We start from the raw sequence: 23689 nt of genomic DNA, 5'->3' as shown, positions 1-23689 counted from the left end.
AATAAGTTAAAATGAAGATATTACCTACCACCCAACTTGGATTTTCAAGTTATAAGAAATGCCCCTGAGAGTATGATTTATTCTCAGGATGCTTTTCTTTTAATGGTATAAAATTATTCTGTACATTAGCATTTTTAACCTCTATTGATAGAATACTAAATGAAACTAAAATATATTATACTATTTCTAATTTGGATATTCAGTGCGAATTCCTTTTCGCAGAAGGCTGTATTTATAGATAGTATTCTTCAGCACGTAAAGAAGGAAAAAAATTACACGCAACAAATTAAATTACTCGAACAAGCTATTGAATCTATTCATGCAACCAAGTATGAAGAAACTATTTCATTGGCTCACTTTGGAATAAAAGTAGCCGATAAAAAGGGAGACAAAATACAAATAGGTTATTTTTACCGGAATATCGGAAATGCATGGATGAAATTAGGGGCTATAGACAGTGCTTCTGTATATTATTACCGATCTTTAGAAATACTTCAAAACGCAAATGAACAAAAGGTTATTGGTGCTTTATATGATGATTTAGCTCGAATGCACCGCAAACTCAATCAAAATGAGCGCGCTATCAGTTTCTATGATAAAGCGTTACTCTTTTACGAAAAGAGAAAAGACCTTGAAGGGATTGCACGTATCAATAACGAAAGTGGTATTGTTTACCAAAATATAGGTGATCTAAAAACGGCCAACGAACGCTTTCTACTTTCTTTGCAGATTCAGGAAAAGCGCAAAGATTCTGTGGGGATAAGCTATGCCCTTGAATTTTTAGGTCAAAATCAAATGCTACTCCAAAATTACGAAAATGCCAAAGATTACTTCTTACACTCTTTAGCTATTCGAGAACGGTTAAAAGATATTTTTCCTTTGATGTTGAGCTATACTTCGTTGGGTGAACTCTATAAGGAAACAGGGCAATATAGTTTATCTAATGAATACTTCCAGAAAAGTAATCAGTTAGCTATGCAAATTCAATATCCAGATATTCGAGTTTATAACTACGGACAGATAGAAGAGAATTACATGAACTTAAAGGACTTTCAGAATGCTTATTACAATCTAAAAGAGCACAGTTCTCTAAATGATAGTTTGTACAATATCAACAAAATCAAAGCAGTTGAAGACATTAGTACAAAATATGAAACTGTAGAAAAAGAGAAAAAGATACTTGAACAACGAGCAGAAATTGCAGAGAATCAATTGAAATTACAAAGATCAAATTTATTTTTAATCGGATTTGCTATATTTATTGTGTTCATTCTATTATTTACGTATCTACTTATTGATAGACAAAAGTCAAAACATGAAAGATTTAAACGTGAAGCAGAACTAAAAGAAACTCAATTAAGGTACGAAGCTACCCAAAAATTACAAGAAGAACGCCTACGTATTTCACGCGATTTACACGATAATATTGGAGCCCAATTAGCCTTTATTATTTCTGCATTAGACAATCTTAGCTATAGTATTCAAAAAGAAAATCCTACTATTAAAGAAAAACTAAGTGAAATTAAAGACTTTACATCTGGAACTATTGGAGAATTACGAGATACTATCTGGGCTATGCATACTACATCCATTACAATGGAAGATTTATTATCTCGCGTGGCTAACTTTACTGAAAAGGCAAAACAATTCTATCCCAATACGGAAATCCTTTTTATAATTGATGAGCAACTCCCTAAAGATATCGACTTTGGAAATCTTAAAGGGTTGAACATTTTTAGAATAATTCAAGAAGCCATAAATAACTCCTTAAAATATGCAGAAGCTTCCCAAGTTGTTGTAAATATTCGACAGGATAAAGACTTACATTTCACCATTCAAGACAATGGTAAAGGATTTAATGAAGAGAAAACTGAACTAGGTAACGGACTAAATAACATGAGAAAACGTGCCATTGAACTTGGTACTCAACTCTCTTTAACATCATCCGAAGGGAAAGGAACAAGCATTGAGCTAATATTAAAAAATGATCTATGAAAATCAAAGTAGCTATTATAGATGATAATAATTTTCTAATTAAGAGTATCAAGGATAAACTCTCTTTTTTTAATGATATTCAAGTAGTTTTTTCAGCTAATGATGGAAATCAATGTTTACAGAAGCTTGAAGAGAACCCAAATATACATGTTATCTTAATGGATATTGAAATGCCAAATTGTAACGGAATTGAAGCCTGTCAATTAGTGAAACAACGCTATCCGCAAATTAAAATCATCATGCTCACCGTTTTTGATAATGACGAGAATATTTTTAAATCCATTCAATCTGGAGCTGATGGATATTTACTTAAAGAAACTTCATTAGAAGAATTACACAACTACATTCTACAAACCTTAGAAGGAGGAGCTGCAATGACTCCTTCTATTGCCTTAAAAACATTAAACCTACTCAGAAACCCTATTGTAATCAGTGAAGAAGCAGATGCCAATCCGAATGAGATTATCCTGTCAAAACGAGAAATTGAAGTATTAGAACAATTATCCAAAGGACTTACCTATACAATTATTGCAGAAAACTTATTCCTATCTCCCTCTACCATCCGTAAACATATTGAGAATATCTACCAAAAGCTTCAAGTACATTCTAAGATAGAAGCAATCGAGCTGGCCAAGAAGAAACGATTAATATAAATTGATTTTGCATTATTCCCGCCTTGTCACATTCTTGACAATATGCCTTAGCTTTTAGGGTATAACCTACTTACATTAAGTAAAAAACTAAAAAATAACTACATTTGTCATCTAATTTGAGACAATTCAAACTTACAAGCTGAGTTTTTATGAGTAAATACGGAAAAATCGAAGTAATGGCCCCAGCGGGTTCTAAAGAAGCCATGGCTGCTGCCATCAAAGCTGGTGCTGATTCAGTATATTTTGGGGTAGAGCAATTAAATATGCGTGCTCGCCAAACAAATAACTTTTTATTGGAAGACCTTCCAGAGGTTGCAAAATTGTGTGATGAGAATGGCGTAAAAAGCTATATTACACTTAATACAATTATTTATGACCACGATATTTCATTAATGAAAAAGATTGTGGATGGCGCCAAAGCAGCTGGAATCACGGCTGTTATTGCTTCTGATTTAGCAGTTATGAATTACTGCCGAAAAGTTGGAATGGAATTACATATTAGTACACAAAGTAATGTCACTAATATTGAGACAATTGAAATGTTTTCTTCCTATGCCGATGTAATGGTAATGGCAAGAGAATTAACTTTAAAACAGGTAGGTGATATTGTAAAACAAATTGAAAGAGAAGATATTCGAGGTCCAAAAGGAGAATTAGTACAGATTGAAATTTTCGCTCATGGTGCTTTATGTATGGCTGTATCTGGAAAATGCTATTTGAGTTTACATTCAGATAATGCATCTGCAAATCGTGGCGCATGCGTTCAAAATTGTAGATTTAAATATGAAGTAAAAGACGAAAACGGAAATGAATTAGAAATAGACAATGAATACATCATGTCGGCCAAAGATTTGTGTACTATTGAATTCTTAGACCAAATTCTAGATGCAGGTGTTCGTGTATTAAAAATTGAAGGAAGAGGACGTGCTGCCGACTATGTATATACAACCACACAATGTTATCGTGAGGCAGTTGACTCTATTCAAGAAGGTACTTATACTCCTGAAAAGATTGCTGTTTGGAGAGAAAGACTTAGCACAGTTTACAACAGAGGATTTTGGGATGGATATTATATGGGACAAAAAATGGGCGAATGGAGTAAATCCTACGGTTCCGTTGCTACCACTCGTAAAATCTACATCGGAAAGAGTATGAAATACTTTGAACAAGTTGGTGTAGGTGAGTTCCGTATGGATAGTCACGATATCAAAAAAGGAGATAAAGTGCTTATCATAGGACCAACTACAGGATTAGTTGAAGCAATCGCGGAAGAAATTCGACTAGACAATGGGCAAGTAGTAGAAAAAGCTGTAAAAGGAGACACCATTACTTTTAAAGTGAGTGAGAAAGTAAGACCTTCTGATAAACTGTATAAAGTAGTTTCTGAAAATGCCTAAGCTCATTCACTATAGAGAACGATGTATCGGCTGCAACGCATGTGTTGAAATCGATTACGACCACTGGAGAATGTCTAGAAAAGATGGAAAAGCTGTTCTCATTGGAGGAATTGAAAAGAAGGGAGTATTTCAGCTAGATGTTCGCCCTGAAGACATTGAAACTTGTAAGCAGGTAGTAAAAGCCTGCCCTGTTCGTGTCATTAAACTTGAGGGGAAATAAACTGCATTTATAATTCGAACTCAAAACTTTTCAACGGCTGACTATTTAATTGATTGCGAATAGTTAGTGTATATTTTCCACTTTCCCAATCCCCTATCACCAAAGTTATGGGAACTTGCTTTGAATCATTTCGCTCAAACACAATAGTCTGTTGGTCAATTCTACGAATGATTTTATGATTTGCATCCTCAATCGTTAGATATGTAGCTACACGCACATTAGGTTGCAAAGAAATAAAACCTTCAATAGTAGAGCTAGTTCGTTGTACAGGCTGCCCTGGTATAGCAAACATATCAAATCTGATAGTGTACCATTTGGCTGGTTGGCTTGTCATTCCACCCAAAAAATCACGCAGTTCTTTTCCTCCTTTTAAATCTGGATCTACAAATGCTAAATCTTGGTTATCAGTAATTACCCAAACAGCCTGTTGATAATTTCCTTCATCAATTTTATGTTGTTTCACAAAATTCACAAAAGCAAGGAGTTTCTGATCTGTTGTTTTGCTATAGCTAAAAGAATTACCTTCTGTAGTCGGAACATGTTTATGCAACATGGTACAATATGCGCCTACGTTAATAGAAAAATTCCCCATTGGAGCTATCACAATAAACTCCTCCTCCACATTAAGTAAAGTTTGTTCTTCATTACTTTTCGGTATAAAGATAGTTCCTCCCTCAATTATAAGTTTCAATGAATCTTTAGAAGGATTATATAACTCAAGTGTAAGCCCCTCTTTTCCTAAATTAAAAAATTGAGCTTCTACTTTTACCTTTTTTTGTTGTAAGGCACTAACAAAGTCAATGGCGTAGCTTTGAAAAGTTATTGCTGCCAATAAAAGTATGCATGTGAAGGTTTTCATTTTGAACAGTTTAAGTTTAATTTATATAGAAAATTCGAAAGTTTTTAATCCTTCTCCGGTAGCCTTATCTCGAATTGTGGCAGTATAATTCCCTTTTTCCCATCCGGATACTGCAATTTTAAAACGAAGGTTAGTGCTCCAACCTTTGTCAAATTTCATACCTGGGTAATCTCGAATTTGTTCCATGTTACTATTTTCTACAGTGACATATACTTCCACGTCCTTCTCTGGAGTCATAGATAAAATACCTTCTACAACTGAACTCCCTCTCGCAATAACTTGCCTAGGTTCAACTTCAATCTTTTCATCTTTAGAATACCATGGATTAGGCCTATTAGTCATCTTAGCAATTAATTCACGAACACCTTTGTCTGACTCTGTTATTGGCTCTATATATGCAATATCTTCATTATCACTAACAGCCCAGATAGCTGCTTGATAGTTATCTTTTGAAATTGGATTTTGTTTGAAATAATCTAATAGAGCGATTAAATTAGGATTGTTGGTTTTTTTAATTTTATATGTACTCTCTTCACTAGGAGCTAATTTATTATAATTTATACAGTATCCATCTACCAATACAAAATCTTCCGCTTTTGGTCTCAATACAATCAATTGTTCATCTGCATTCATTAAAGTTTGTTCATCATCTGATTCAGGTAAGAAAATAGTTCCTGGAGCAATTGATAGACTAATCACATTAGCTGTTAGATTCTTGATATTCAGAGAAATTCCTTTCTCTCCAAAACTCTTATAACTTATAGAATAACTCACCTTATTTTGGCTTATAGCTTCAAGAAAATCTTCATTTGCACGTAACACGAAAGAAATTGCGATTGTAAGGATTAGGAGACTGGTTTTCATGGCTTCAAATTTAAATTAATAACTCACTATTTTAAAGAAAGTTACAAATATTTTGCCAAAATAAAATTCCTTAAGAACTAATCCTACTACAAGCTACCCGTTGTCCATTAACAAAGTAATTTGTAAATGCAAACGAGTTACAAATTATTGAAATAGTACTGTAATATTCGTTGCGAAGAGTTTCACAGCAATGGCTAATAAGATGATTCCAAATACTTTTTTGATAATAGCAATACCTCCGGGTCCAAGAAGACGCTCAATTCTACGCGTTAAACGCAGTACAACGAAAACCAAAGCCATATTTATCACAATAGCAATCAAAATATTAATCATCTCATATTCTGCTCGAATAGATACCAAAGTTGTCATAGTTCCAGCACCTGCAATAATAGGAAATGCAATAGGAACAATACTCGTACTCTTCCCGCTCACTTTAGGATCTGGGCTTTCTTTAAACAACTGAATTCCAGTACTCATTTCTATTGCTAAAGCAAATAAAATTAAGGATCCTGCTACTGCAAATGAGGATATATTAACTCCAAAAAGACCTAAGATACTTTCCCCCATAACAAGGAAGGAAACCATAATAATTAATGAAACTATGGTAATTCTCCCCGCATGAATATCTCCCGAGGTTTCCTTTACCTTAATTATAATTGGAATAGAACCAATAATATCTATTACAGCGAATAGCACCATCGTTGCATTAAATATTTCAAACCCATCAATTGCTGTAAAGAAATCCTTCATCATCCGTTTTTTTCGTGTACAAAAATAAGAAAAATGTTTTATAGTATTAGTAAGACAACGGTAATGAACTAAAAAACTAAAAGAAAATTCTAAAGCAACGAAAATTTTGGAAGACTTTAAGATATATAGAATAATTCACAAAACAGATCTGGAGCAACTAAACTCCTCACAATTATCACCATTTTAACGCAAAAAAGTTTAAAAAAGACATTTAAGTGTTTTTTAAGTGTTTTCTTTTATCCCCTAATAAAAACTACTATTTTTGCATTCTCTAATTAGAAAATATGGAAACAGTTGAAAAAATTTTAGATGCCACAAAGCTTTCTCCGATGATTAAACATCAAACCATCCTGCAAACTTTTGAAGATTTAGCAGAAGGAGATTATTTTATTTTGCAAAATGACCATGATCCAAAGCCTTTATATTACCAGTTCTCTTCTGTATTTGGAGATACATTTACTTGGGATTATTTACAACAAGGACCATCCATATTTCAAATTAAGATTGAAAAAAAAGGGTTAGGTAATCAAGAGAAAGTGGTGGATGCTACCAAATTAGCTCCTGCTATAAAGCACCAAACTATTTTTCAAACGTATGAAGATTTAGCAGAAGGAGAATATTTTATTTTACAGAACGACCACGATCCAAAGCCTTTATATTACCAACTTTCTTCAATGAAAGGAGATACTTTCACATGGGAATATCTTCAAAACGGTCCAACATTTTATGAAATAAAAATTACAAAAAAAGGTGATACTCCGACAACTGAAGAAGAAACTTCTGATGAATTAGTTGTAGATGCTCCTTTATTACACCCTTCTATCAAACACCAAATGATTATCCAAACATTTGAAGAACTTGAAGAAGGAAAAAGTTTTATCTTGCGTAACGATCATGACCCAAAACCCCTAAAATATCAACTCGAATCTTTAAAAGGTAATATTTTTGATTGGGTGTATTTACAAGAAGGTCCCGAATTATTTGAAATTAGAATAACTAAAAAGAAAGCAGGAGAGAACTCAAATGAAGAAATATTGGACGCAACTAAGTTGTCTCCCGCAATAAAACATAAAACTATCATAGAAACATTTGATAATCTGAAGGAAGGTGAAAGTTTTATCTTGCATAACGACCATGATCCAAAACCTTTATATTACCAATTATCAGCTACTAAAGGCGATACCTTTACTTGGGATTACTTACAACAAGGCCCTAGTGTTTTTGAAATTCGTATCACAAAGAAAAGTAACACCAACACCAACACCGCTTCTTCTGCATCGACAACTCCTTTAAAACGAAGTAGAATTAAAATTTCCTTCGATGGAGTAAAAGAAACCGTTCGAACTATGGTTGCTAAAGACTATAGACTTATCCAAGTATTTGAGAAACATGATGTAGATTGTTTTTGGCACGCTAACAAGACCCTAAGCGAGTCATGCAAAGAAGCAGGAGTCGAAAAAGAACAAATTGAAAAAGAAATCCAAGAAGTACAACATAACGTGAAGCCACTTTTAATGTCTCAAGACTATAATCTATGGGATGTTGAGTTTTTAGCTGATTATATTTTAGAAACACACCATCGTTATGTGAGGGAAAATGCTGAAATCATTAGTGGATTAGCAGATAATGTAGCACAACGCCATGGTCAACACCACCCTGAATTAAAGGAGTTAGCAAGCCAAGTAAAACTTATGTTTAAAGATTTTCTTACACACATGAGTAAAGAGGAGGATGTATTATTCCCTGCAATTCGTAAAATGGCTCAGCTATTATCAGAAGGTAAAAAGCCAGAAGCAACCGGAGGCGCTTTTGCTAATGCTGTAGCAAAAATGGAAGCTGAACATGACGAAACTGGTGATGCACTAAGGAATTTCAGAAAAATCACCAATAATTATGCATTGCCAAATGACGCATGTGACTCTTATTCTTTCTTTTTCAAAAAACTAGAAGAATTCGAGCGTGACACCTACTTACATGTTCATTTGGAAAACAATATTCTTTTCCCTAAAGCAATTATCTTAGAAAATAAGATAGGAAAATAAAATAATTGAAAGTTGAGAATGGAAAGTTTATTTATTTTCCATTCTCAACTTTTCAACTTTCCACCCTTTTCTACTCCATGACAAAAGTCATGTTTTGACCAAACCTATATCATACAACTTTGTCCTTTATTTCATTTTCTTTGCCACTTTAAACTAAGTTTAAAAGAAACTGATGGGAATAATTGGACTTTTATTAATCGTATCCATGTGCGTGGCACTTGTTTTCTTAGGTGCTTTTATTTGGAATGTAAAGTCGGGTCAATACGAAGACGACTACTCCCCTGCTTATAGAATCTTTTTTGAGGACGAAATAGTAAAAAAGAACGCTTCTACAAACGCTTCTAAACAAGAAAAAAATAAAATCAAAAACTAAACACAATGGTAGAGAAAGAACAATTTTATTATGACAACAAGATTGTAAAACAATTTGGAATTGCTACACTCTTTTGGGGAGTTATAGGAATGTTAATCGGGGTTATCGCAGCTTCACAATTAGCTTTTCCTTCTTTAAATGGAGGTATTCCGTATATTACCTTTGGTAGGCTTAGGCCAATTCATACCAATGCAGTAATTTTCGCATTCGTAGGAAATGCTGTATTTGCTGGTTCTTATTATATCTTTCAACGAGTATTAAAAACTAGAATGTACAGTGATTTATTAGGAAAACTGCACTTATGGGGATGGCAACTAATTATCGCCCTAGCCGCAGTATCATTGTCATTAGGTTTTACTACTAGTAAAGAATACGCCGAACTAGAGTGGCCAATAGATATTCTTATAACTATTGTTTGGGTAATTTATGGTATCAATATGCTTGGAACTATGCTAAAACGTCGTGAACGTCACATGTATGTAGCTATTTGGTTCTTTATCGGAACATGGGTTGCTGTAGCCATGTTGCACATTGTTAACTCCATGGCTTTACCGTATGCCTTTGGTCATAGTTATAGTGCTTTTGCAGGGGTGAAAGATGCTTTGGTACAATGGTGGTATGGGCATAATGCAGTAGCCTTCTTTTTAACTACACCGATGTTAGGATTAATGTACTACTTCGTTCCTAAAGTAGCTAATCGACCAATTTATTCCTATCGTTGGAGTATCATTCACTTCTGGGCCTTGATTTTTATTTATATCTGGGCTGGTCCTCACCACCTATTATATACGGCACTTCCGACTTGGGCACAAGCTTTAGGAACTGTATTTAGTATCATGCTGATTTTACCAAGTTGGGGTGGTATGTTAAATGGATTATTTACTATTCGTGGTGCGTGGAATGAAGTAAAGGATAACCCTATTTTAAAAATGTTTATTGTTGCCTTAACATGTTATGGAATGGCAACTTTGGAAGGCCCACTTTTATCAGTAAAATCAATCAATGCTATTTCACACTATACAGACTGGACAATTGCGCATGTGCACGTAGGAGCACTTGGTTTCAACGGGTTCTTAATTTTTGGAATGTTGTACTGGCTAATCCCAAAAATGTGGAAAACAGATTTGTATTCTAAAAAGATGGCAAACACTCATTTTTTAATTGGTACAATTGGAATCATATTATACGCAGTTCCTTTATATTGGGCTGCTTTTGCTCAAAGTATCATGTGGAAGTCTTTCACTGAATCAGGTCAATTAAAATATCAATTTTTGGAAACAGTAACTCATATCCTTCCTGCTTATTATTTACGAATTGTAGGAGGTACTTTATACTTAACTGGTGCTGTATTAGCTGTTTATAACTTGAGAAAAACTATCCTTAAAGGTTCATTTGAAGCAAATGAATTAGCAGAAGCTGTTTCATATAAACATTTACCAAAACCAGAAGATGAAAATCATAAAATATATTGGCACAACAAAATTATAGAGAGAAGACCTATTCTATTGACTGTCTTAAGTTTAGTAGCTGTTGGAATCGGCGGTTTGGTAGAGTTAACTCCCTCACTATTGGTTGATAAAGATGTTCCGGTAATTAATGCTGTAACTCCTTATACTCCACTTGAATTAGCCGGGCGTGATATATACATCCGAGAGGGTTGCTACACCTGTCACTCACAAATGATACGTCCATTCAGAGATGAAGTTGCTCGATATGGTGAATACTCTCGCGCTGGAGAATTCATTTATGACAGACCGTACCAATGGGGAAGTAAACGAACAGGTCCTGATTTACACAGAATAGGAGGTAAATACTCACACTCTTGGCATTATATGCACATGGATGATCCGCAAAGTATTAGTGAAGGAAGTATCATGCCAGCTTACCCATGGCTGTTAGAAAACAAAACCAATGTAGGCTTATTGCCAAGCAAAATTAGAACACTCCAGAAATTAGGCACTCCTTATCCTGCAGGATACGACAATAAAGCGATTGATGAATATTTCATGCAAGCAAATGCAATCACTGCAGAATTGAAGAAGCAAAAAATCAATGGTGCAAACGAAGAGACTGAAATTATTGCTTTAATTGCTTATTTACAACGTTTAGGAACGGATATTAAAAAAGTTGATTTAAGCAAAGAATAAGTAACTCATTAAATAAATAGAAATATGAAATTTTCGGAATATTTAACTAAAATAGAAGACGTTAGCATCTTTCCTATCATTTCTCTTATCATCTTTGGAACTGTATTCGTGATTGCAGCTTTGTATGCTTTCACTAGCAACAAAAAGAAGATGGAAGAAAATGCGAATATTCCTTTAAACGATAAAAACAATGAATATGAAATTTAAAGAAATCATTTCGTGCAAAGCAGCTACTATAATCTTATTTAGTGTGCTTTCTTTTATGTCTTTTGCACAAGAAGCAGAAGCTGCTGAAGAAGTTGTTGAAGAAGTGCAATTAACATGGGGACAAAATTTATTTAATCATGGTTCAGAGGTAATTGGAATTCTACTTATTTTAGTTATAGCCTTATTTGCCTATCCCATTTTGAGAATGGCAAAAAAAGCTGCTGCTGGAGATGTTATAGATGAAAAATCTTCTGAATTTGTGCCAGATACACGTGTTTTTGGTGAAAAGTTAATGGACTGGCTAGGAGGTAAAAATACGAAAGAAGATGTTGAAAGACTTGACCTCCGTCATGACTATGATGGCATCAGTGAATTAGACAATAACATCCCTGCATGGTGGAACATTGCTTTTGCAGGAACTGTTATTTTTGGTGTTATTTACCTCATCCGTGTATTTATCACAGGGGGTATCCCTGATCAGATATCTGAATTGAAAGAAACACAACGTGTGGCTGCCATCCAAGTAGAAGCTTATTTGAAAAAATCTGCCAACAACGTAGATGAAAATACCGTAGTTATGCTAGATGAAGCAGCTATCGCTAACGGAAAAGCGAGATATGAAAAAAGCTGTGCCGCTTGTCATGCTGTTGATGGAGGCGGTGGTATTGGGCCTAATTTGGTAGATGACCATTGGTTACATGGCGGTAAAATAAATGATATTTTCTATAGTATCAAATATGGTTGGCCTGATAAAGGAATGATTTCATGGAAAGATCAATTCTCTCCAGTAGAAATTGCCGAATTAGCTAGTTATATAAAATCCATCCAAGGCACAACACCAGCCGACCCTAAGGATCCGGAAGGTGAAATCTTCAAAGAAGAGTAGAGACAATTGTAAAATGTCCACACGACAATAAAAAATGGCAGAAAAAGAAGTATATATCCCTGAACATTACGGAAACAAAATATCCACTGTTGACAACGAAGGAAAACGAAAGTGGGTCTATGCCTTCCAACCAAAAGGGAAATATTATAAATACCGAACCTGGCTCAGTTGGTTATATTATGCCATTTTCTTTACACTACCATTTATAAAGATTAATGGTATTCCTTTTTTAATGTTGAATATACCAAAAGGTGAATTTTCCATCTTCGGTAAAATGTTCTTTCCACAAGACTTCATTATTCTAGGGGTAGGAATGGTACTGGGAGTAGTCTTTATTTATGTTTTTACTCTGATCTTTGGGCGTGTATTCTGTGGCTGGATCTGCCCACAAACTATTTTTATGGAAATGATGTTCCGTAAAATTGAATTTTGGATTGAAGGACCAGCACATAAACAAATGCAAATTGCCAGAAAAAAAGAGAAATCTACAGATTATTACATTAGAAAAATAATCAAACATATTATTTTCTTTACCCTTTCTTTTATCATTTCAAATACTTTCTTAGCATATATTATTGGAGTTGATGAAGTGTTTAGAATTGCCACGGAGCCCGTAAGTATGCACATAATCGGGTTTATTTCAATCTTAATATTCACCATAATATTTTATACTGTTTTTGCTTTTATTCGTGAGATCGTTTGTACCGTAATTTGTCCGTATGGAAGATTACAAAGCGTTTTAATGGACAAAAAATCTAAAGCAGTCGTGTATGACTATAACCGCGGGGAACCACGTAGTAAAAAACGAAAAGATGATACTGCTAAAGGTGATTGTATCGATTGTGGAATGTGCGTTAATGTATGTCATACCGGGATTGACATTCGCGATGGACTCCAAATGGAATGTGTTGGGTGTACTGCTTGTATGGATGCCTGTGACGACATGATGTTACGTGTAGGTTTACCTCCCAAACTAATTACCATTGCAAGTCAACATCAACTGGAAACCAATACTGTTGGACAATCTTCTTGGGATTTACGAGCAAAATTGTTAATTACTCTATTAGCTATTCTGACAATAGGCTTTACAACAATTGTATTAACACGCCCTATCTTTGATGCAACACTAATGCGAGTTCCCGGACAAATTTATCAAGAACATGACGATGGTACAGTAACTAATTTATACAAAATTATCATTGTAAGCAAAAGTGCAAAAACACTTCCTTTTGACATGAAAGTAGAAGAAAATTTTGCGCAGATTGAATATGTGACTGGAAAATCTTATGATTCATTACTGAGTGGAAATAACCCTCAAATAACGTTCTTTGTGCGTGTCCCTTCCGATAAGATAAGTAGTCGAAAGATGCATATACATGTTCAGATATTATCAGGAGACAAGGTAATACAAACCAAAAAAGTTTCGTTCCTTAGTAGCTATTAACTCATTAAACGAATGAAATTCTTTAAAAACACAGGTAATTTACTCATTTTAGGATTTGTCTTAGCTGCCTTAGGTATGATCTATATGGCCTATGTGGCCACTACCGTAAAATATGAAATGGCAGTGGAAGGTGATTATTACCAAGAAGAAACCAAGTTTAACAATGTTCTTGAGGCAAAGAAAAACGCCTCCTACTTCGGAGATGATTTTCGCATAGAAGAGAAAGATAGCAAGGTGATTATAATAATTCCCGCACTTATATCAGAAAGTATAGAAGAAGGCTCTGTTCAATTTTATTGTGTTTCAGATAAATCTAAAGATTCTCGTCGGAAATTATCACAAAACGATACAGGTATATATCAATTTAACAGGCAAGAAGTTGCTTCTGGTCATAATTATCTAGTGCGTGTTTCCTTTAAATCTTTCAATAAAGAATATTACAAAGAATTCCAAATGCAATAGTTCAATATGGATTTAATTGTTATCGGTTCTGCTTTTTTATTAGGCTTAGGTAGTAGCTTACACTGCTTGGGTATGTGTGGACCTTTAGTAATGGCTGTTCCTTTCCCTAGAGACAAACAAAATTTTCTTTCAAAACTAGTCTATTTCATAGGTAAAGCATTTGCGTATGGTTTTTTAGGTGCCCTCATCGGTTTTTTCGGAATCAAAGCTATCTGGGGTGAAATTCAGCAATACCTATCTATCATTTCCGGCGTCCTAATTATTCTAATGGCATTATTCCCATTTATCATTCCGAAGAATTCGAAATATCCCTTTCAAAAAACATTCCAGAAGACCTTTCAGCAAATAAAAAATCAACCTAAGTGGTGGCATTTTTTGCAATTAGGAATGCTCAATGGATTCTTACCTTGTGGCATGGTGTATATGGCACTTACTGTAGCTTTTGCAAGTGGAAGTTCTTTCAATGGTTTTTTAGCCATGCTTGCTTTTGGAATAGGAACTACACCTATACTTTGGGCAGTAACACTGGTAAGAGATAAAATCACAGCCTCTTTACGTCAAAAATTAAAACCAATCACATTGGTGATAGCATTTTTAATTGGTGGACTTCTTATACTCCGAGGTTTAAATCTTGGGATACCTTATATTAGTCCGAAGATGAATCATCAAGTTGAGCAAAAGATGCATTGTCATTGATTATAAGCCATGATTCTACTATAATAAAACAATAGTTTATAAACCCCAATTCCATTCAGGATTTTCATTTCTACTTGTTGGCTTTTGTTTTCCCTTAGTTAATGATTCAACCATTTCATATACTCTTTTTTGTAAGATTGAAATAGCTGTTTCTTTTTTATCAAAATAATTCTTCTCCTCCAATATTTTAATAAGGCTATATGTAAACACCCCATTTCCCCATTCTTCTCCTTCATACGAATATTCCTTTCCTCCAGAGGCAGAAATAATATAGGAACCATCATTATGCTGGAAATCAAAGAAATATCGCTGCATTAAATCATAGCTATCAAATTTTTCTTGTTTATAACCTTCTACCACAGTGATTCCTTTTGAATTATATTCTTTTATATTATCCGCCAAAGTCATGTTAATATTCTCCTCTTCATCCAAAGCCCCACTATTACAAGCATCAATTAGAATTAATCTTCTTCTTGCTGGAATATCTTTAATCAAATCTTTTATGAAAGAAAATTTAATTCCACGTTCTTCTGGTTTTGAAAAATCAATATTGTTACTACAAAAGATAAACTCTTTATCTCTCCCAATCAAACCATGTCCTGAGAATGAAATAACAACTTTATCATCTACAGAGGTTTGCGATAGAATTTCTTTAATCTTTATAAGATTCTCACTAATTACTTCTTCGTCTAAGAAAGTATATATTTCAGCCTGATTAGCATATCTATAACTAAAAAATTCTTTTAATTTTTCAATATCTTTTACTGCATATTTAAGATTCCATAAAGTATCTTGATATTTAGAAACTCCGATTCCAATATAATACAATTTAGGCTGAACTTCCTTTTCGCATATTAACTGGAAGGCAATGGGAATACTTTCAAATCCATTTTCATCTTTAGTGATTATATAAATAGCATTTTCTCCAGATACCAGCTCTAAACGCAAATTTTTCTCTATATCCTGAATAGGCATATCATAAATTAGAACGCCATTGTCTCTCACTTCCAAAGTCACCGAATTCGATGAATTTTCAATGGGAATATCGATAAATGAATCTTGAGTAGTAAACGGCGGGACAAAACTATTTGCAAATTTAACCTCTGGCAGAGATACAGTAAGAATGTCTTCTATTTTAGATAAATAATTTCGTTTTATCCGTTTTTCAAAAGCTTCTTTTAAGGCATTTATTAAGGCTATCTCATCAGATGAAATTACCTCCAATACTTTATCTGGGCGATTCAATAACGCATCATAGCTGTTCGAAGGAATTATTTGTTTTCCCCTAATTATATTAAAATATTTCAAATTGGATTTTTCACTACTATAATATCCTTCAGATGTACGCCATACTACAGAAAGAGGCATACTAAATGTATCTCCTTCTATGCCTCCAATAATATCAATAGTTACCTTCCATACCATATCATTCTTATTTATAAAATGAAGTGCCCCTACTGCATCAATTGCTATAATAAATTCAGAATATGTTAGCAAATTAACAATTGGTGCAGTAGCTCCTGTAGGAATTATCATTTCAGGAGAAGAATTATCTATATCCCATACATATACCCTCCCATCTTCACTACCTGCTACTATGCGATTGATATCCTTTATAAAAATAGCACTTTTCAGATATACATCTGAGTAAAAAATCTTATATGTACCATTTCTATCTTGAAAATTCACATTATGATAATCTACAATAGGTTCATTAATTAGAGGGATTTCTATATGAACCCATTTTCCTAATTCCATATTATATGTTTTAGTAGAGTTATCTTGAAGATAAAAAACAACTAAGGGAGTATTAGGGATATTTTTAGCAGTTATAATACCTGCAGAAACCTTCTCAGTTACAATTCTGTTAGCTTTGATATTCCAGCATATAAAACTATATTTTGTACTAAATAAGTTAATATCAGTATAAGCGATCACATAATTTTCATCTTCTGAGAATAAAACTCTGCTGAAATAATCATCCATTTTAAAAAAAGGACTTCTTAACAAGGCCTCTTGCTGTTTCCTTTTTGAGATTTCTTTAACAATGAAGGAACCTTCATTAATAGTATTATATTTAGAATCAATCTCTGAAGTATATTCAATAGACAAAATTGAGGCTTGTTTCGGGAAGATAAAGAATTTATCGAGAGAATTTGCAATATGATCGACTTCTAAATTATGGATATTAATAAGAAGTTGATTCTTCCATGCAATATACCCATTTGAATTAATAGTAATATCCAATATTGGGTTCAATATAAAACCTGATTTCAGGACCTTCCATTCTTTAAAATAACTATTAGAGGGATAGAAACTTATCATATCTCGCGAATAAGCATCATTAAATACTAAAAGAGAATCACTTCCACTTAAATGAGAAATAAGATATTTACTAGAATCTTTTTTACTTACTCCGAGATAATTTACAAAAATAAGTGAATTATCATCGGCTAGCCAAACACCATTCTTCGTATATACTAGATTCTGAGAAAAATATATATTATTCTTTGACGGAGTATATATTTTCTGTTGTATATTATTTTTCCAAACATAAATTCCATCTGACTTTTGGACGGCAAATATTGATTCAGAAATAGGATAAATATGCTCCCAATCTATTGAGTTTTCTATAACATGAAAAGTTGTGTCCAGAAAATTAAATATAGCCTTATAGTTACGTGTTTTAATTTCATAACTATTTTGAGATGCAATTTTCTCGTTAAGTGTAATGAGAAGTTTATTGTTGATTAAAGCATTTACTTCTAGTGATAAATATTTTTCATCAAACTCATAGATTGGGGTAATAGATAAGTCTCGGCAATTAATTGTAAAAATCCCCCTTCCACCTGAACATATCCACTCATCTCCTTCTTTGTGGATGCAAGAGTTAGATGAAGATGAAGGGAATGGATATGGATTGTTTTCATAGATTCGAGATGTCTTTTTTCCAGTATTTAAATCAATTGTACTCAACCAAAAATCACTATAATTTTTAGTTGTTGTTTCTTCAAAAAGAAGTACACGCATTGTTTTAGAATCAAAGAAAAATTGAGTTCTTTCAGAAATATGAATTGTGCGCCATTTTTTTCGTAGAGACGTGTTCCAGAATTCAACAGAGGTGCCGTTTTGTATTACAAGCCATTCGCCATCAATCTGCTGCTCTATTCTCGCATTTGAAATTTCTTTTGTATTGATACTAAATCCCAAAGCATTTTGATTATAGAGATAACTTTCCTTAACACTATCTTTATTCTGTTGAGTATACAATGCATTCTGAACAAGTGAGAATTTCTCAATACCTAATTTGCTTGTATAAAAATCCTGATTATTAAAAAGTAATATCTCATCATTATTTAAAGGATAAAAGCCTGAAATAGCTTGTAAAGATGAAAGTTTAGGCCATATTTTATATTCAATGATATCAGAAGAGGGATTATACACTTCAATGTCTTCATCTTCATTATATTGATAAATGCGTGATTTTTCATATATACTGTAGTTTAGTTTTTCTTTAAAGGGAGATAATTCAAGGACTTCCATATCTAAATTAATATCAGCTTCTTCCATAAATAAGCTACGAGTATCTCCCCTCCAATCTTTAAAAACCACTTGCCATAAAGAACCATCTTTAGAACAATTAACTTCCAAAAGCTGATTATCAAAATCTCGCTTATGTAGAGGTTTTAACTCTAATGTATTTTCTTTCCACACTTCAAAAGAATACACTTTCTTTCCTTTGGAATTATACGAATAGTAAATCAGTGCAAATTCATCTTTAGATGGATGAGAGCATATATCTATAATGATTCCAGGAGACACACCTTGTAATTTGCTTTTTGAAGAAGTAATCTCTCCTACAAGTGATATATTACCATTCTCGCTTTTTCTATAATTGTTAGAAGCCATTATTATTCCCCCACTATTTGTGATATCAATAAACATATTTCCAGCAATTGCTGTAAGCACACTCTGTTTTTCTATATCAACTATGAATATAGAATCTTCGGGGTAAGAATATATATCCATTTTTGGCTGATATATTGTTCTTTTATCTTCTCTTCTAACAAGTATTCGTTTCTTATCTCGCGTGAGTTTTATGATTCTCCAATTATACTGTGAAGCATTCTTAGAGATAGAAAATTTATTTTCCACTCTCATCTTTGAGATATCGGTCGTAAAGATCTTCCCTTCCGAGATGTATATTAACAATGAATCGTCATTGGAAATAATATAAGAATCTATAGGAGAAGATACTTCTATCAAATTATCTTGAGAATAAATAGGATAGAAAAATAAGAATAGAAATACTAACCAGATTAATCTCATATTATAGACTTTAAACTATTAACATATTACTTCTTACTTTTACTCCAATAGTCATTGGAACTCTCCCCCTTTCAATACTTCCCACCCCAAAGTCGTTTCATATTCTCAGCTATTTCTTGTTCTTTTTTGGAACTTCCTGCTTCAAAAAATGAAGTGCCTTTTATTTCTTCTGGTAAAAACTCTTGTTGCACAAAATTTCCAGCGTAATTATGGGAGTATTTGTATTCTTTACCGTAATCTAGCTCTTTCATGAGTTTGGTAGGAGCATTCCGTAAATGAAGCGGAATAGGTAAATTTCCTGTTTGCTTCACTAACTCTTGAGCTTTATTAATTGCCATATATGAACCATTCCCTTTGGGGGAATTTGCTAAATACATCGTGCATTCTGCCAATATAATACGAGCCTCTGGAAATCCAACCGTATTCACAGCTTGAAAAGTATTGTTTGCTAAAATAAGTGCTGTAGGATTCGCTAAACCTATATCCTCACTCGCTGAAATAATCAAACGACGAGCAATAAATTTCGCATCTTCACCGCCTTCAATCATGCGTGCCAGCCAATATATGGCAGCATTCGCATCACTTCCACGGATAGACTTAATAAAAGCAGAGATAATATCGTAGTGCTGTTCTCCATCTTTGTCATAGCGTGCAATATTCTGTTGAGCGATTGCTAAAACATCTTCGTCAGTAACTATGATTTTTTGATCTTTAGGAAAAGTATTTACTACAATTTCCAGTAAGGTGAGTAATTTCCGAGCATCTCCTCCTGAGATACGCATTAAAACATCTGTTTCCTTTAATTCGATGTCAAGTTGTGAGAGATATTCATCTCTTTCAAGTGCATTCTTCAAAAGTTGTTCGAGTTGGCTCTTGTCTAAAGAATTCAAAGTATATACTTGACAACGTGAAAGCAAAGCAGAGATCACTTCAAATGAAGGGTTTTCTGTTGTAGCGCCGATTAAGGTTACAATCCCTTTCTCAACAGCTCCCAACAAAGAATCTTGTTGTGCTTTAGAAAATCGGTGAATTTCATCAATAAACAAAATAGCACCGCCACTTTCAAACATTCCTTGACCTTCTGCCTTTTGAATAACCTCACGCACATCTTTTACTCCTGAAGAAATAGCAGAAAGCGTATAGAAAGGTCTTTTTAAGTAATTAGAAAGTAAAGAAGCTAACGTAGTTTTTCCAACTCCTGGAGGTCCCCATAAAATCATCGACGGAATAACACCGGCATTAATTGCTCTTCGCAAACTTGCACCTTCTTTTAGTAGATGTTCTTGTCCAACATACTCTTCAAGCGTCTTAGGACGCATACGTTCTGCTAATGGTATAGAGGGTACAGGAATCATGCTTTTGCTTTGAGCAAAAATAGCTAAAATCGAATAAGAAAAGAAATAATGAGTAACTTCTTACAACTAATTAGATCGATAATTACACTGTCAATCCCCTTTTTTATTTAAACACCAAACACTTAATTCAATCAAATCGGTATAAATTTCTCTTCTTATCAAAAAAGCATGTAAATTTAGTATTTGAAAAATTTATAATATGCCTTTTAATATTCGCGTTTATGGGATTTTAATGAATCAAAAGGGAGAAGTATTGCTCTCAGATGAACGTAGGTTTGGAAAAGAATTCACAAAATTTCCTGGAGGAGGGTTAGAGTTTGGAGAAAGCCTTAAAGACTGTCTTATTCGTGAATTTAAAGAAGAGTTGGGGATTGATATTACAATTGGAGAACTCATTTATCTAACCGATTTCTTCCAAGTCTCTGCATTCAACAAAGATGACCAGATTATTAGTGTTTATTACAAAGTAATAACGGAGCAAGAAACTGAAATTCTAACAAGCCATATTCCTTTCCAATTTAAAGGAGAAGAACGAGAAGTATGGAGATGGAAAAGTTTAAAAGAGCTGACAGTTAGTGATGTGACCTTTCCAATTGATAAGGTAGTGGTTGAGAAATTACTTTCTGAAGAAAAAGATAAGTAACAAAGGCAGTAATATTAAATCTGCTAAAAGGGCGATAAATAAAGTTAAGGTAACCAAGATTCCTAAATACGAAATAGCCGTAAATGCAGAGAAACTAACAATACTAAATCCACAAATTAAAAGGAAAGAAGCTAATAAAATGGCCTTTCCAACTTTGAAATATGCATTCCGCAATGCGTATCCTGGAGTTCTGCCCTTTGCTAACTCAAGCTTGTAATAATTGAGAAAATGAATGGTGTTATCTACTGCTATTCCAAAAGAAATTGTAAAAACTAATGCCGTTGTAATATTCAATGGAATTCCCATAATCCCCATAAATCCAAGAGTAATAAGCAAAGGGATAATATTGGGTATTAGAGAAATGAAAAGCATCTTAAATGATTTAAAAAGAAGTCCCATACATACCGAAACAATCACCAGTGCAAATAGCAAACTCTCCAATAGCTTGCGTGACATAAATGAAGTGCTGACATCTAACAACTCAGCAGAACCAGTTGGTGTTACCGTAAGGTAGTTGTTTATTCCGGCTTCTTGTATGAACATGTGAAGTTCGTTGTTTTTACTTTGCACGAGATGACTTCCCCAATCAGGTATTCGTCCACTTATTCGAGTAAGGGTTTCCGTAGTATCCAAAAAGGAGCGAACGAATTTTCCTTGATCTTTTATTTTTATGAGTTGTTTGAAGTTATTTATCTCCTTTTGTTGTGAAGGAAGTACGTAAAATTCCTTTTCTCCTCCGTGACTTCCTCGATTTAAAATGGAGATAGTTTGGATAAGTGATGAGTTAACCACAACTCCATACTGGAAATGCAAATAATTCTCTAATTTTTCCAATTGTTCTAAGGTTTCCTTTTCCCAGATATTTTGGTTTGGCTTAATCTGAATGGCAAGTTCAAAAGGACGTATTCCTCCAAAATGTTGATCGAAATAAAGGAAATCTTTCTTCAGTTCACTTTTCGGACTAATATTGTCCATGATAAAGCTGTCATTTTTAACAAAGAATACACCTACAATTGAAATCAGAAGCATAATACTTCCACTAATTAGAATAAGTTTTCTTTTCTTGAGAGTAGCGTAAAACAGAAAATGCAAACGCATATACCATGATTCAGAGGAAGCTTCTATTAAACGCGATGGGGTTTTAGTTAATGTTAATAAAGAAGGAAGCACTAAATATGTGATTAAAAAAGCAATCATTACAGCTATACCACTATAAAGACCAAAATCACGAATTGGTTTTACATCAATAAAAACGAGTGATAGAAATCCTATAGCAGTAGTTAACGAAGTTAAGAAAGTTGCTTTTCCAATTTCACGAATAGTTGTTTGAATGGCAGATAATTTTTCTTTACCCGAGCGTCTTAAATCTAAATACTTAGATATCAAATGAATAGCATCAGACATCGAAACGACTAATAAGATAGGTGGTAATACAATGAGTAAAATATTAATCGGTTGATTGGTAAAAGCTAACCAACCATATATCCAAGTGATAGAGCCGATTAAAACAAGTTGAGGAAGCAACATTCCCCAAATGGATTTAAACGTAAACAACAAATATATCAATACGAGTAAAAACCCAATACCAATAAAAAGCACTAACTCGTGCTGCATTGTTTTTAAGTAGTACTGCTGTCCTATTGCTCTTCCGGCTACACGTACTTTTTCAAAATCATATTTATTGAGTAAACTTTGAAGTTCTTCTACTAGTTTATCACTTTTGGCTTTGCTTAAATAATCATTGTGTTTAACAAAAATGGTGAGCGCATTTCCTTCCTTATTTACTAAATTATTAATAAGCTCTCTATGCGAATAAATTAGAGTAGAATCGAGAATTAAATTGCTATCGATGTAAGGGCGTTGAGAAACTTGCCCAAAAGAAGAAATGAAGTATTCTTTTTCTGAGGTAATTGCTCGTGTGTATGTTACATGGTCGAGTAACTGTATTTCTTGAGTTAATTTTTGAATTTCCGTTAAGAAATCAGAATCAAAAATTCCTTTTTTTCGTTCTATACACACTAATAAGAAATCGTTATCTGATTGGAAATGCTGACGATAATTTTCAAAAAAGTAAGCTGATGAGTCTTCCTTTGGAAAAAAGCTCTCAAAGTTGTAATCTAGTTTTGTTTTAGGGATTTGTAAACCAAAAAAAACAGTGACGAGTAGTACAACGCTAAGCAATATCCACGACAACCATTTCATTCGAGTATTCAAATTCCTTTTTGAAACAAATATAAATACTTATTTATCAGAATCTTTGATTAACAGAATAAAACAGTATTCTTTTATTAGATAATACCGAGGCTGTCAGCATTCGACACTATTTAATCAGCTAGAAATAGGTGATTTTGCAATGAAGATTAAATT

19 protein-coding genes are annotated in these 23689 nt (G+C 33.5%); 13 read left to right on the top strand and 6 right to left on the bottom strand.

The window, feature by feature from the left end; genetic code table 11:
* Window positions 1-159: 159 nt before the first annotated feature.
* From M9897_04150 to M9897_04135, 4 genes are all read left to right on the top strand, one after another.
* Window positions 160-1995, top strand: coding sequence for a sensor histidine kinase (locus tag M9897_04150; GenBank protein ID MCO5268070.1), 1836 nt, complete (start codon window positions 160-162; stop codon window positions 1993-1995).
* Window positions 1992-2648 (top strand): response regulator transcription factor, encoded by a 657-nt coding sequence (locus M9897_04145; protein MCO5268069.1) that lies wholly within the window; start codon window positions 1992-1994, stop codon window positions 2646-2648. Before M9897_04150 ends, M9897_04145 begins: the two co-directional genes overlap by 4 nt.
* A gap of 149 nt (window positions 2649-2797) precedes the next feature.
* Complete coding sequence (locus M9897_04140; protein MCO5268068.1) at window positions 2798-4045, top strand: U32 family peptidase; 1248 nt, start codon at window positions 2798-2800, stop codon at window positions 4043-4045.
* Entirely contained in the window at window positions 4038-4265 is a 228-nt protein-coding gene (locus M9897_04135; GenBank protein MCO5268067.1) for a ferredoxin, read from the top strand. Before M9897_04140 ends, M9897_04135 begins: the two co-directional genes overlap by 8 nt.
* A gap of 7 nt (window positions 4266-4272) precedes the next feature.
* Here M9897_04135 and M9897_04130 read toward each other — a convergent pair whose 3' ends face one another.
* The 3 genes from M9897_04130 to M9897_04120 all read right to left on the bottom strand — a co-directional run bounded on the left by M9897_04130 (window position 4273) and on the right by M9897_04120 (window position 6738).
* The gene (locus M9897_04130) at window positions 4273-5124 is read right to left on the bottom strand and encodes a hypothetical protein (protein ID MCO5268066.1); all 852 of its coding nucleotides are present in this window, start codon (window positions 5122-5124) and stop codon (window positions 4273-4275) included.
* A gap of 21 nt (window positions 5125-5145) precedes the next feature.
* On the bottom strand, window positions 5146-5988 hold the full coding sequence (locus M9897_04125; GenBank protein ID MCO5268065.1) for a thioester domain-containing protein: 843 nt from the start codon (window positions 5986-5988) through the stop codon (window positions 5146-5148).
* Between the two features lie 144 nt (window positions 5989-6132).
* Complete coding sequence (locus M9897_04120; protein ID MCO5268064.1) at window positions 6133-6738, bottom strand: MarC family protein; 606 nt, start codon at window positions 6736-6738, stop codon at window positions 6133-6135.
* 284 nt (window positions 6739-7022) lie between these two features.
* Here M9897_04120 and M9897_04115 point away from each other — a divergent pair, with 284 nt between their 5' ends.
* From M9897_04115 to M9897_04080, 8 genes are all read left to right on the top strand, one after another.
* Window positions 7023-8780, top strand: coding sequence for a DUF542 domain-containing protein (locus tag M9897_04115; protein ID MCO5268063.1), 1758 nt, complete (start codon window positions 7023-7025; stop codon window positions 8778-8780).
* 172 nt (window positions 8781-8952) lie between these two features.
* On the top strand, window positions 8953-9153 hold the full coding sequence (gene ccoS, locus M9897_04110) for a cbb3-type cytochrome oxidase assembly protein CcoS (GenBank protein MCO5268062.1): 201 nt from the start codon (window positions 8953-8955) through the stop codon (window positions 9151-9153).
* 5 nt (window positions 9154-9158) lie between these two features.
* A complete protein-coding gene (ccoN, locus tag M9897_04105) occupies window positions 9159-11300 on the top strand; it encodes a cytochrome-c oxidase, cbb3-type subunit I (GenBank protein ID MCO5268061.1) in 2142 nt (713 codons plus the stop codon).
* Window positions 11301-11324: 24 nt separating this feature from the next.
* Entirely contained in the window at window positions 11325-11507 is a 183-nt protein-coding gene (locus M9897_04100) for a cbb3-type cytochrome c oxidase subunit 3 (GenBank protein ID MCO5268060.1), read from the top strand.
* Window positions 11497-12393, top strand: a complete 897-nt coding sequence (locus M9897_04095; protein MCO5268059.1) for a c-type cytochrome — start codon at window positions 11497-11499, stop codon at window positions 12391-12393. The genes M9897_04100 and M9897_04095 overlap by 11 nt, the downstream gene beginning before the upstream one ends.
* A 34-nt stretch (window positions 12394-12427) precedes the next feature.
* A complete protein-coding gene (ccoG, locus tag M9897_04090; protein ID MCO5268058.1) occupies window positions 12428-13837 on the top strand; it encodes a cytochrome c oxidase accessory protein CcoG in 1410 nt (469 codons plus the stop codon).
* Window positions 13838-13849: 12 nt separating this feature from the next.
* On the top strand, window positions 13850-14299 hold the full coding sequence (locus tag M9897_04085; GenBank protein ID MCO5268057.1) for a FixH family protein: 450 nt from the start codon (window positions 13850-13852) through the stop codon (window positions 14297-14299).
* A gap of 6 nt (window positions 14300-14305) precedes the next feature.
* Entirely contained in the window at window positions 14306-14995 is a 690-nt protein-coding gene (locus tag M9897_04080; GenBank protein ID MCO5268056.1) for a sulfite exporter TauE/SafE family protein, read from the top strand.
* A 36-nt stretch (window positions 14996-15031) separates the two neighbouring features.
* Here the strand turns inward: M9897_04080 and M9897_04075 are convergent, their stop codons facing one another.
* Both M9897_04075 and M9897_04070 read right to left on the bottom strand, forming a co-directional pair.
* Window positions 15032-19324: a caspase family protein gene (locus tag M9897_04075; protein ID MCO5268055.1), complete on the bottom strand. Its 4293-nt coding sequence runs from the start codon at window positions 19322-19324 to the stop codon at window positions 15032-15034.
* 71 nt (window positions 19325-19395) lie between these two features.
* Window positions 19396-20679: a replication-associated recombination protein A gene (locus M9897_04070; GenBank protein MCO5268054.1), complete on the bottom strand. Its 1284-nt coding sequence runs from the start codon at window positions 20677-20679 to the stop codon at window positions 19396-19398.
* A gap of 199 nt (window positions 20680-20878) precedes the next feature.
* Between M9897_04070 and M9897_04065 the strand changes: the two genes are divergently transcribed.
* Entirely contained in the window at window positions 20879-21322 is a 444-nt protein-coding gene (locus tag M9897_04065) for an NUDIX hydrolase (protein MCO5268053.1), read from the top strand.
* Here the strand turns inward: M9897_04065 and M9897_04060 are convergent.
* Window positions 21296-23524 carry an MMPL family transporter gene (locus tag M9897_04060; GenBank protein ID MCO5268052.1) on the bottom strand — a complete coding sequence of 743 codons (2229 nt, stop codon included), beginning with the start codon at window positions 23522-23524 and terminating at the stop codon, window positions 21296-21298. The two genes, M9897_04065 and M9897_04060, sit on opposite strands and share 27 nt — an antisense overlap.
* Window positions 23525-23689 lie beyond the last annotated feature (165 nt).

It is taken from the genome of Brumimicrobium sp. (assembly GCA_023957385.1).
GTDB lineage: Bacteria > Bacteroidota > Bacteroidia > Flavobacteriales_D > Crocinitomicaceae > Brumimicrobium.
This window is presented reverse-complemented; position numbering and strand designations above follow the sequence as displayed.

What these genes read in the sequence shown, in the direction of transcription:
- M9897_04060 (MCO5268052.1), bottom strand. Translation starts at nt 23,524, where the DNA reads ATGAAATGGTTGTCGTGGATATTGCTTAGCGTTGTACTACTCGTCACT.
- M9897_04075 (MCO5268055.1), bottom strand. Translation starts at nt 19,324, where the DNA reads ATGAGATTAATCTGGTTAGTATTTCTATTCTTATTTTTCTATCCTATT.
- M9897_04065 (MCO5268053.1), top strand. Translation starts at nt 20,879, where the DNA reads ATGCCTTTTAATATTCGCGTTTATGGGATTTTAATGAATCAAAAGGGA.
- ccoG (MCO5268058.1), top strand. Translation starts at nt 12,428, where the DNA reads ATGGCAGAAAAAGAAGTATATATCCCTGAACATTACGGAAACAAAATA.
- M9897_04095 (MCO5268059.1), top strand. Translation starts at nt 11,497, where the DNA reads ATGAAATTTAAAGAAATCATTTCGTGCAAAGCAGCTACTATAATCTTA.
- M9897_04125 (MCO5268065.1), bottom strand. Translation starts at nt 5,988, where the DNA reads ATGAAAACCAGTCTCCTAATCCTTACAATCGCAATTTCTTTCGTGTTA.
- M9897_04085 (MCO5268057.1), top strand. Translation starts at nt 13,850, where the DNA reads ATGAAATTCTTTAAAAACACAGGTAATTTACTCATTTTAGGATTTGTC.
- M9897_04140 (MCO5268068.1), top strand. Translation starts at nt 2,798, where the DNA reads ATGAGTAAATACGGAAAAATCGAAGTAATGGCCCCAGCGGGTTCTAAA.
- M9897_04150 (MCO5268070.1), top strand. Translation starts at nt 160, where the DNA reads ATGAAACTAAAATATATTATACTATTTCTAATTTGGATATTCAGTGCG.
- M9897_04130 (MCO5268066.1), bottom strand. Translation starts at nt 5,124, where the DNA reads ATGAAAACCTTCACATGCATACTTTTATTGGCAGCAATAACTTTTCAA.
- M9897_04120 (MCO5268064.1), bottom strand. Translation starts at nt 6,738, where the DNA reads ATGAAGGATTTCTTTACAGCAATTGATGGGTTTGAAATATTTAATGCA.
- M9897_04080 (MCO5268056.1), top strand. Translation starts at nt 14,306, where the DNA reads ATGGATTTAATTGTTATCGGTTCTGCTTTTTTATTAGGCTTAGGTAGT.
- ccoN (MCO5268061.1), top strand. Translation starts at nt 9,159, where the DNA reads ATGGTAGAGAAAGAACAATTTTATTATGACAACAAGATTGTAAAACAA.
- ccoS (MCO5268062.1), top strand. Translation starts at nt 8,953, where the DNA reads ATGGGAATAATTGGACTTTTATTAATCGTATCCATGTGCGTGGCACTT.
- M9897_04100 (MCO5268060.1), top strand. Translation starts at nt 11,325, where the DNA reads ATGAAATTTTCGGAATATTTAACTAAAATAGAAGACGTTAGCATCTTT.
- M9897_04135 (MCO5268067.1), top strand. Translation starts at nt 4,038, where the DNA reads ATGCCTAAGCTCATTCACTATAGAGAACGATGTATCGGCTGCAACGCA.
- M9897_04115 (MCO5268063.1), top strand. Translation starts at nt 7,023, where the DNA reads ATGGAAACAGTTGAAAAAATTTTAGATGCCACAAAGCTTTCTCCGATG.
- M9897_04070 (MCO5268054.1), bottom strand. Translation starts at nt 20,679, where the DNA reads ATGATTCCTGTACCCTCTATACCATTAGCAGAACGTATGCGTCCTAAG.
- M9897_04145 (MCO5268069.1), top strand. Translation starts at nt 1,992, where the DNA reads ATGAAAATCAAAGTAGCTATTATAGATGATAATAATTTTCTAATTAAG.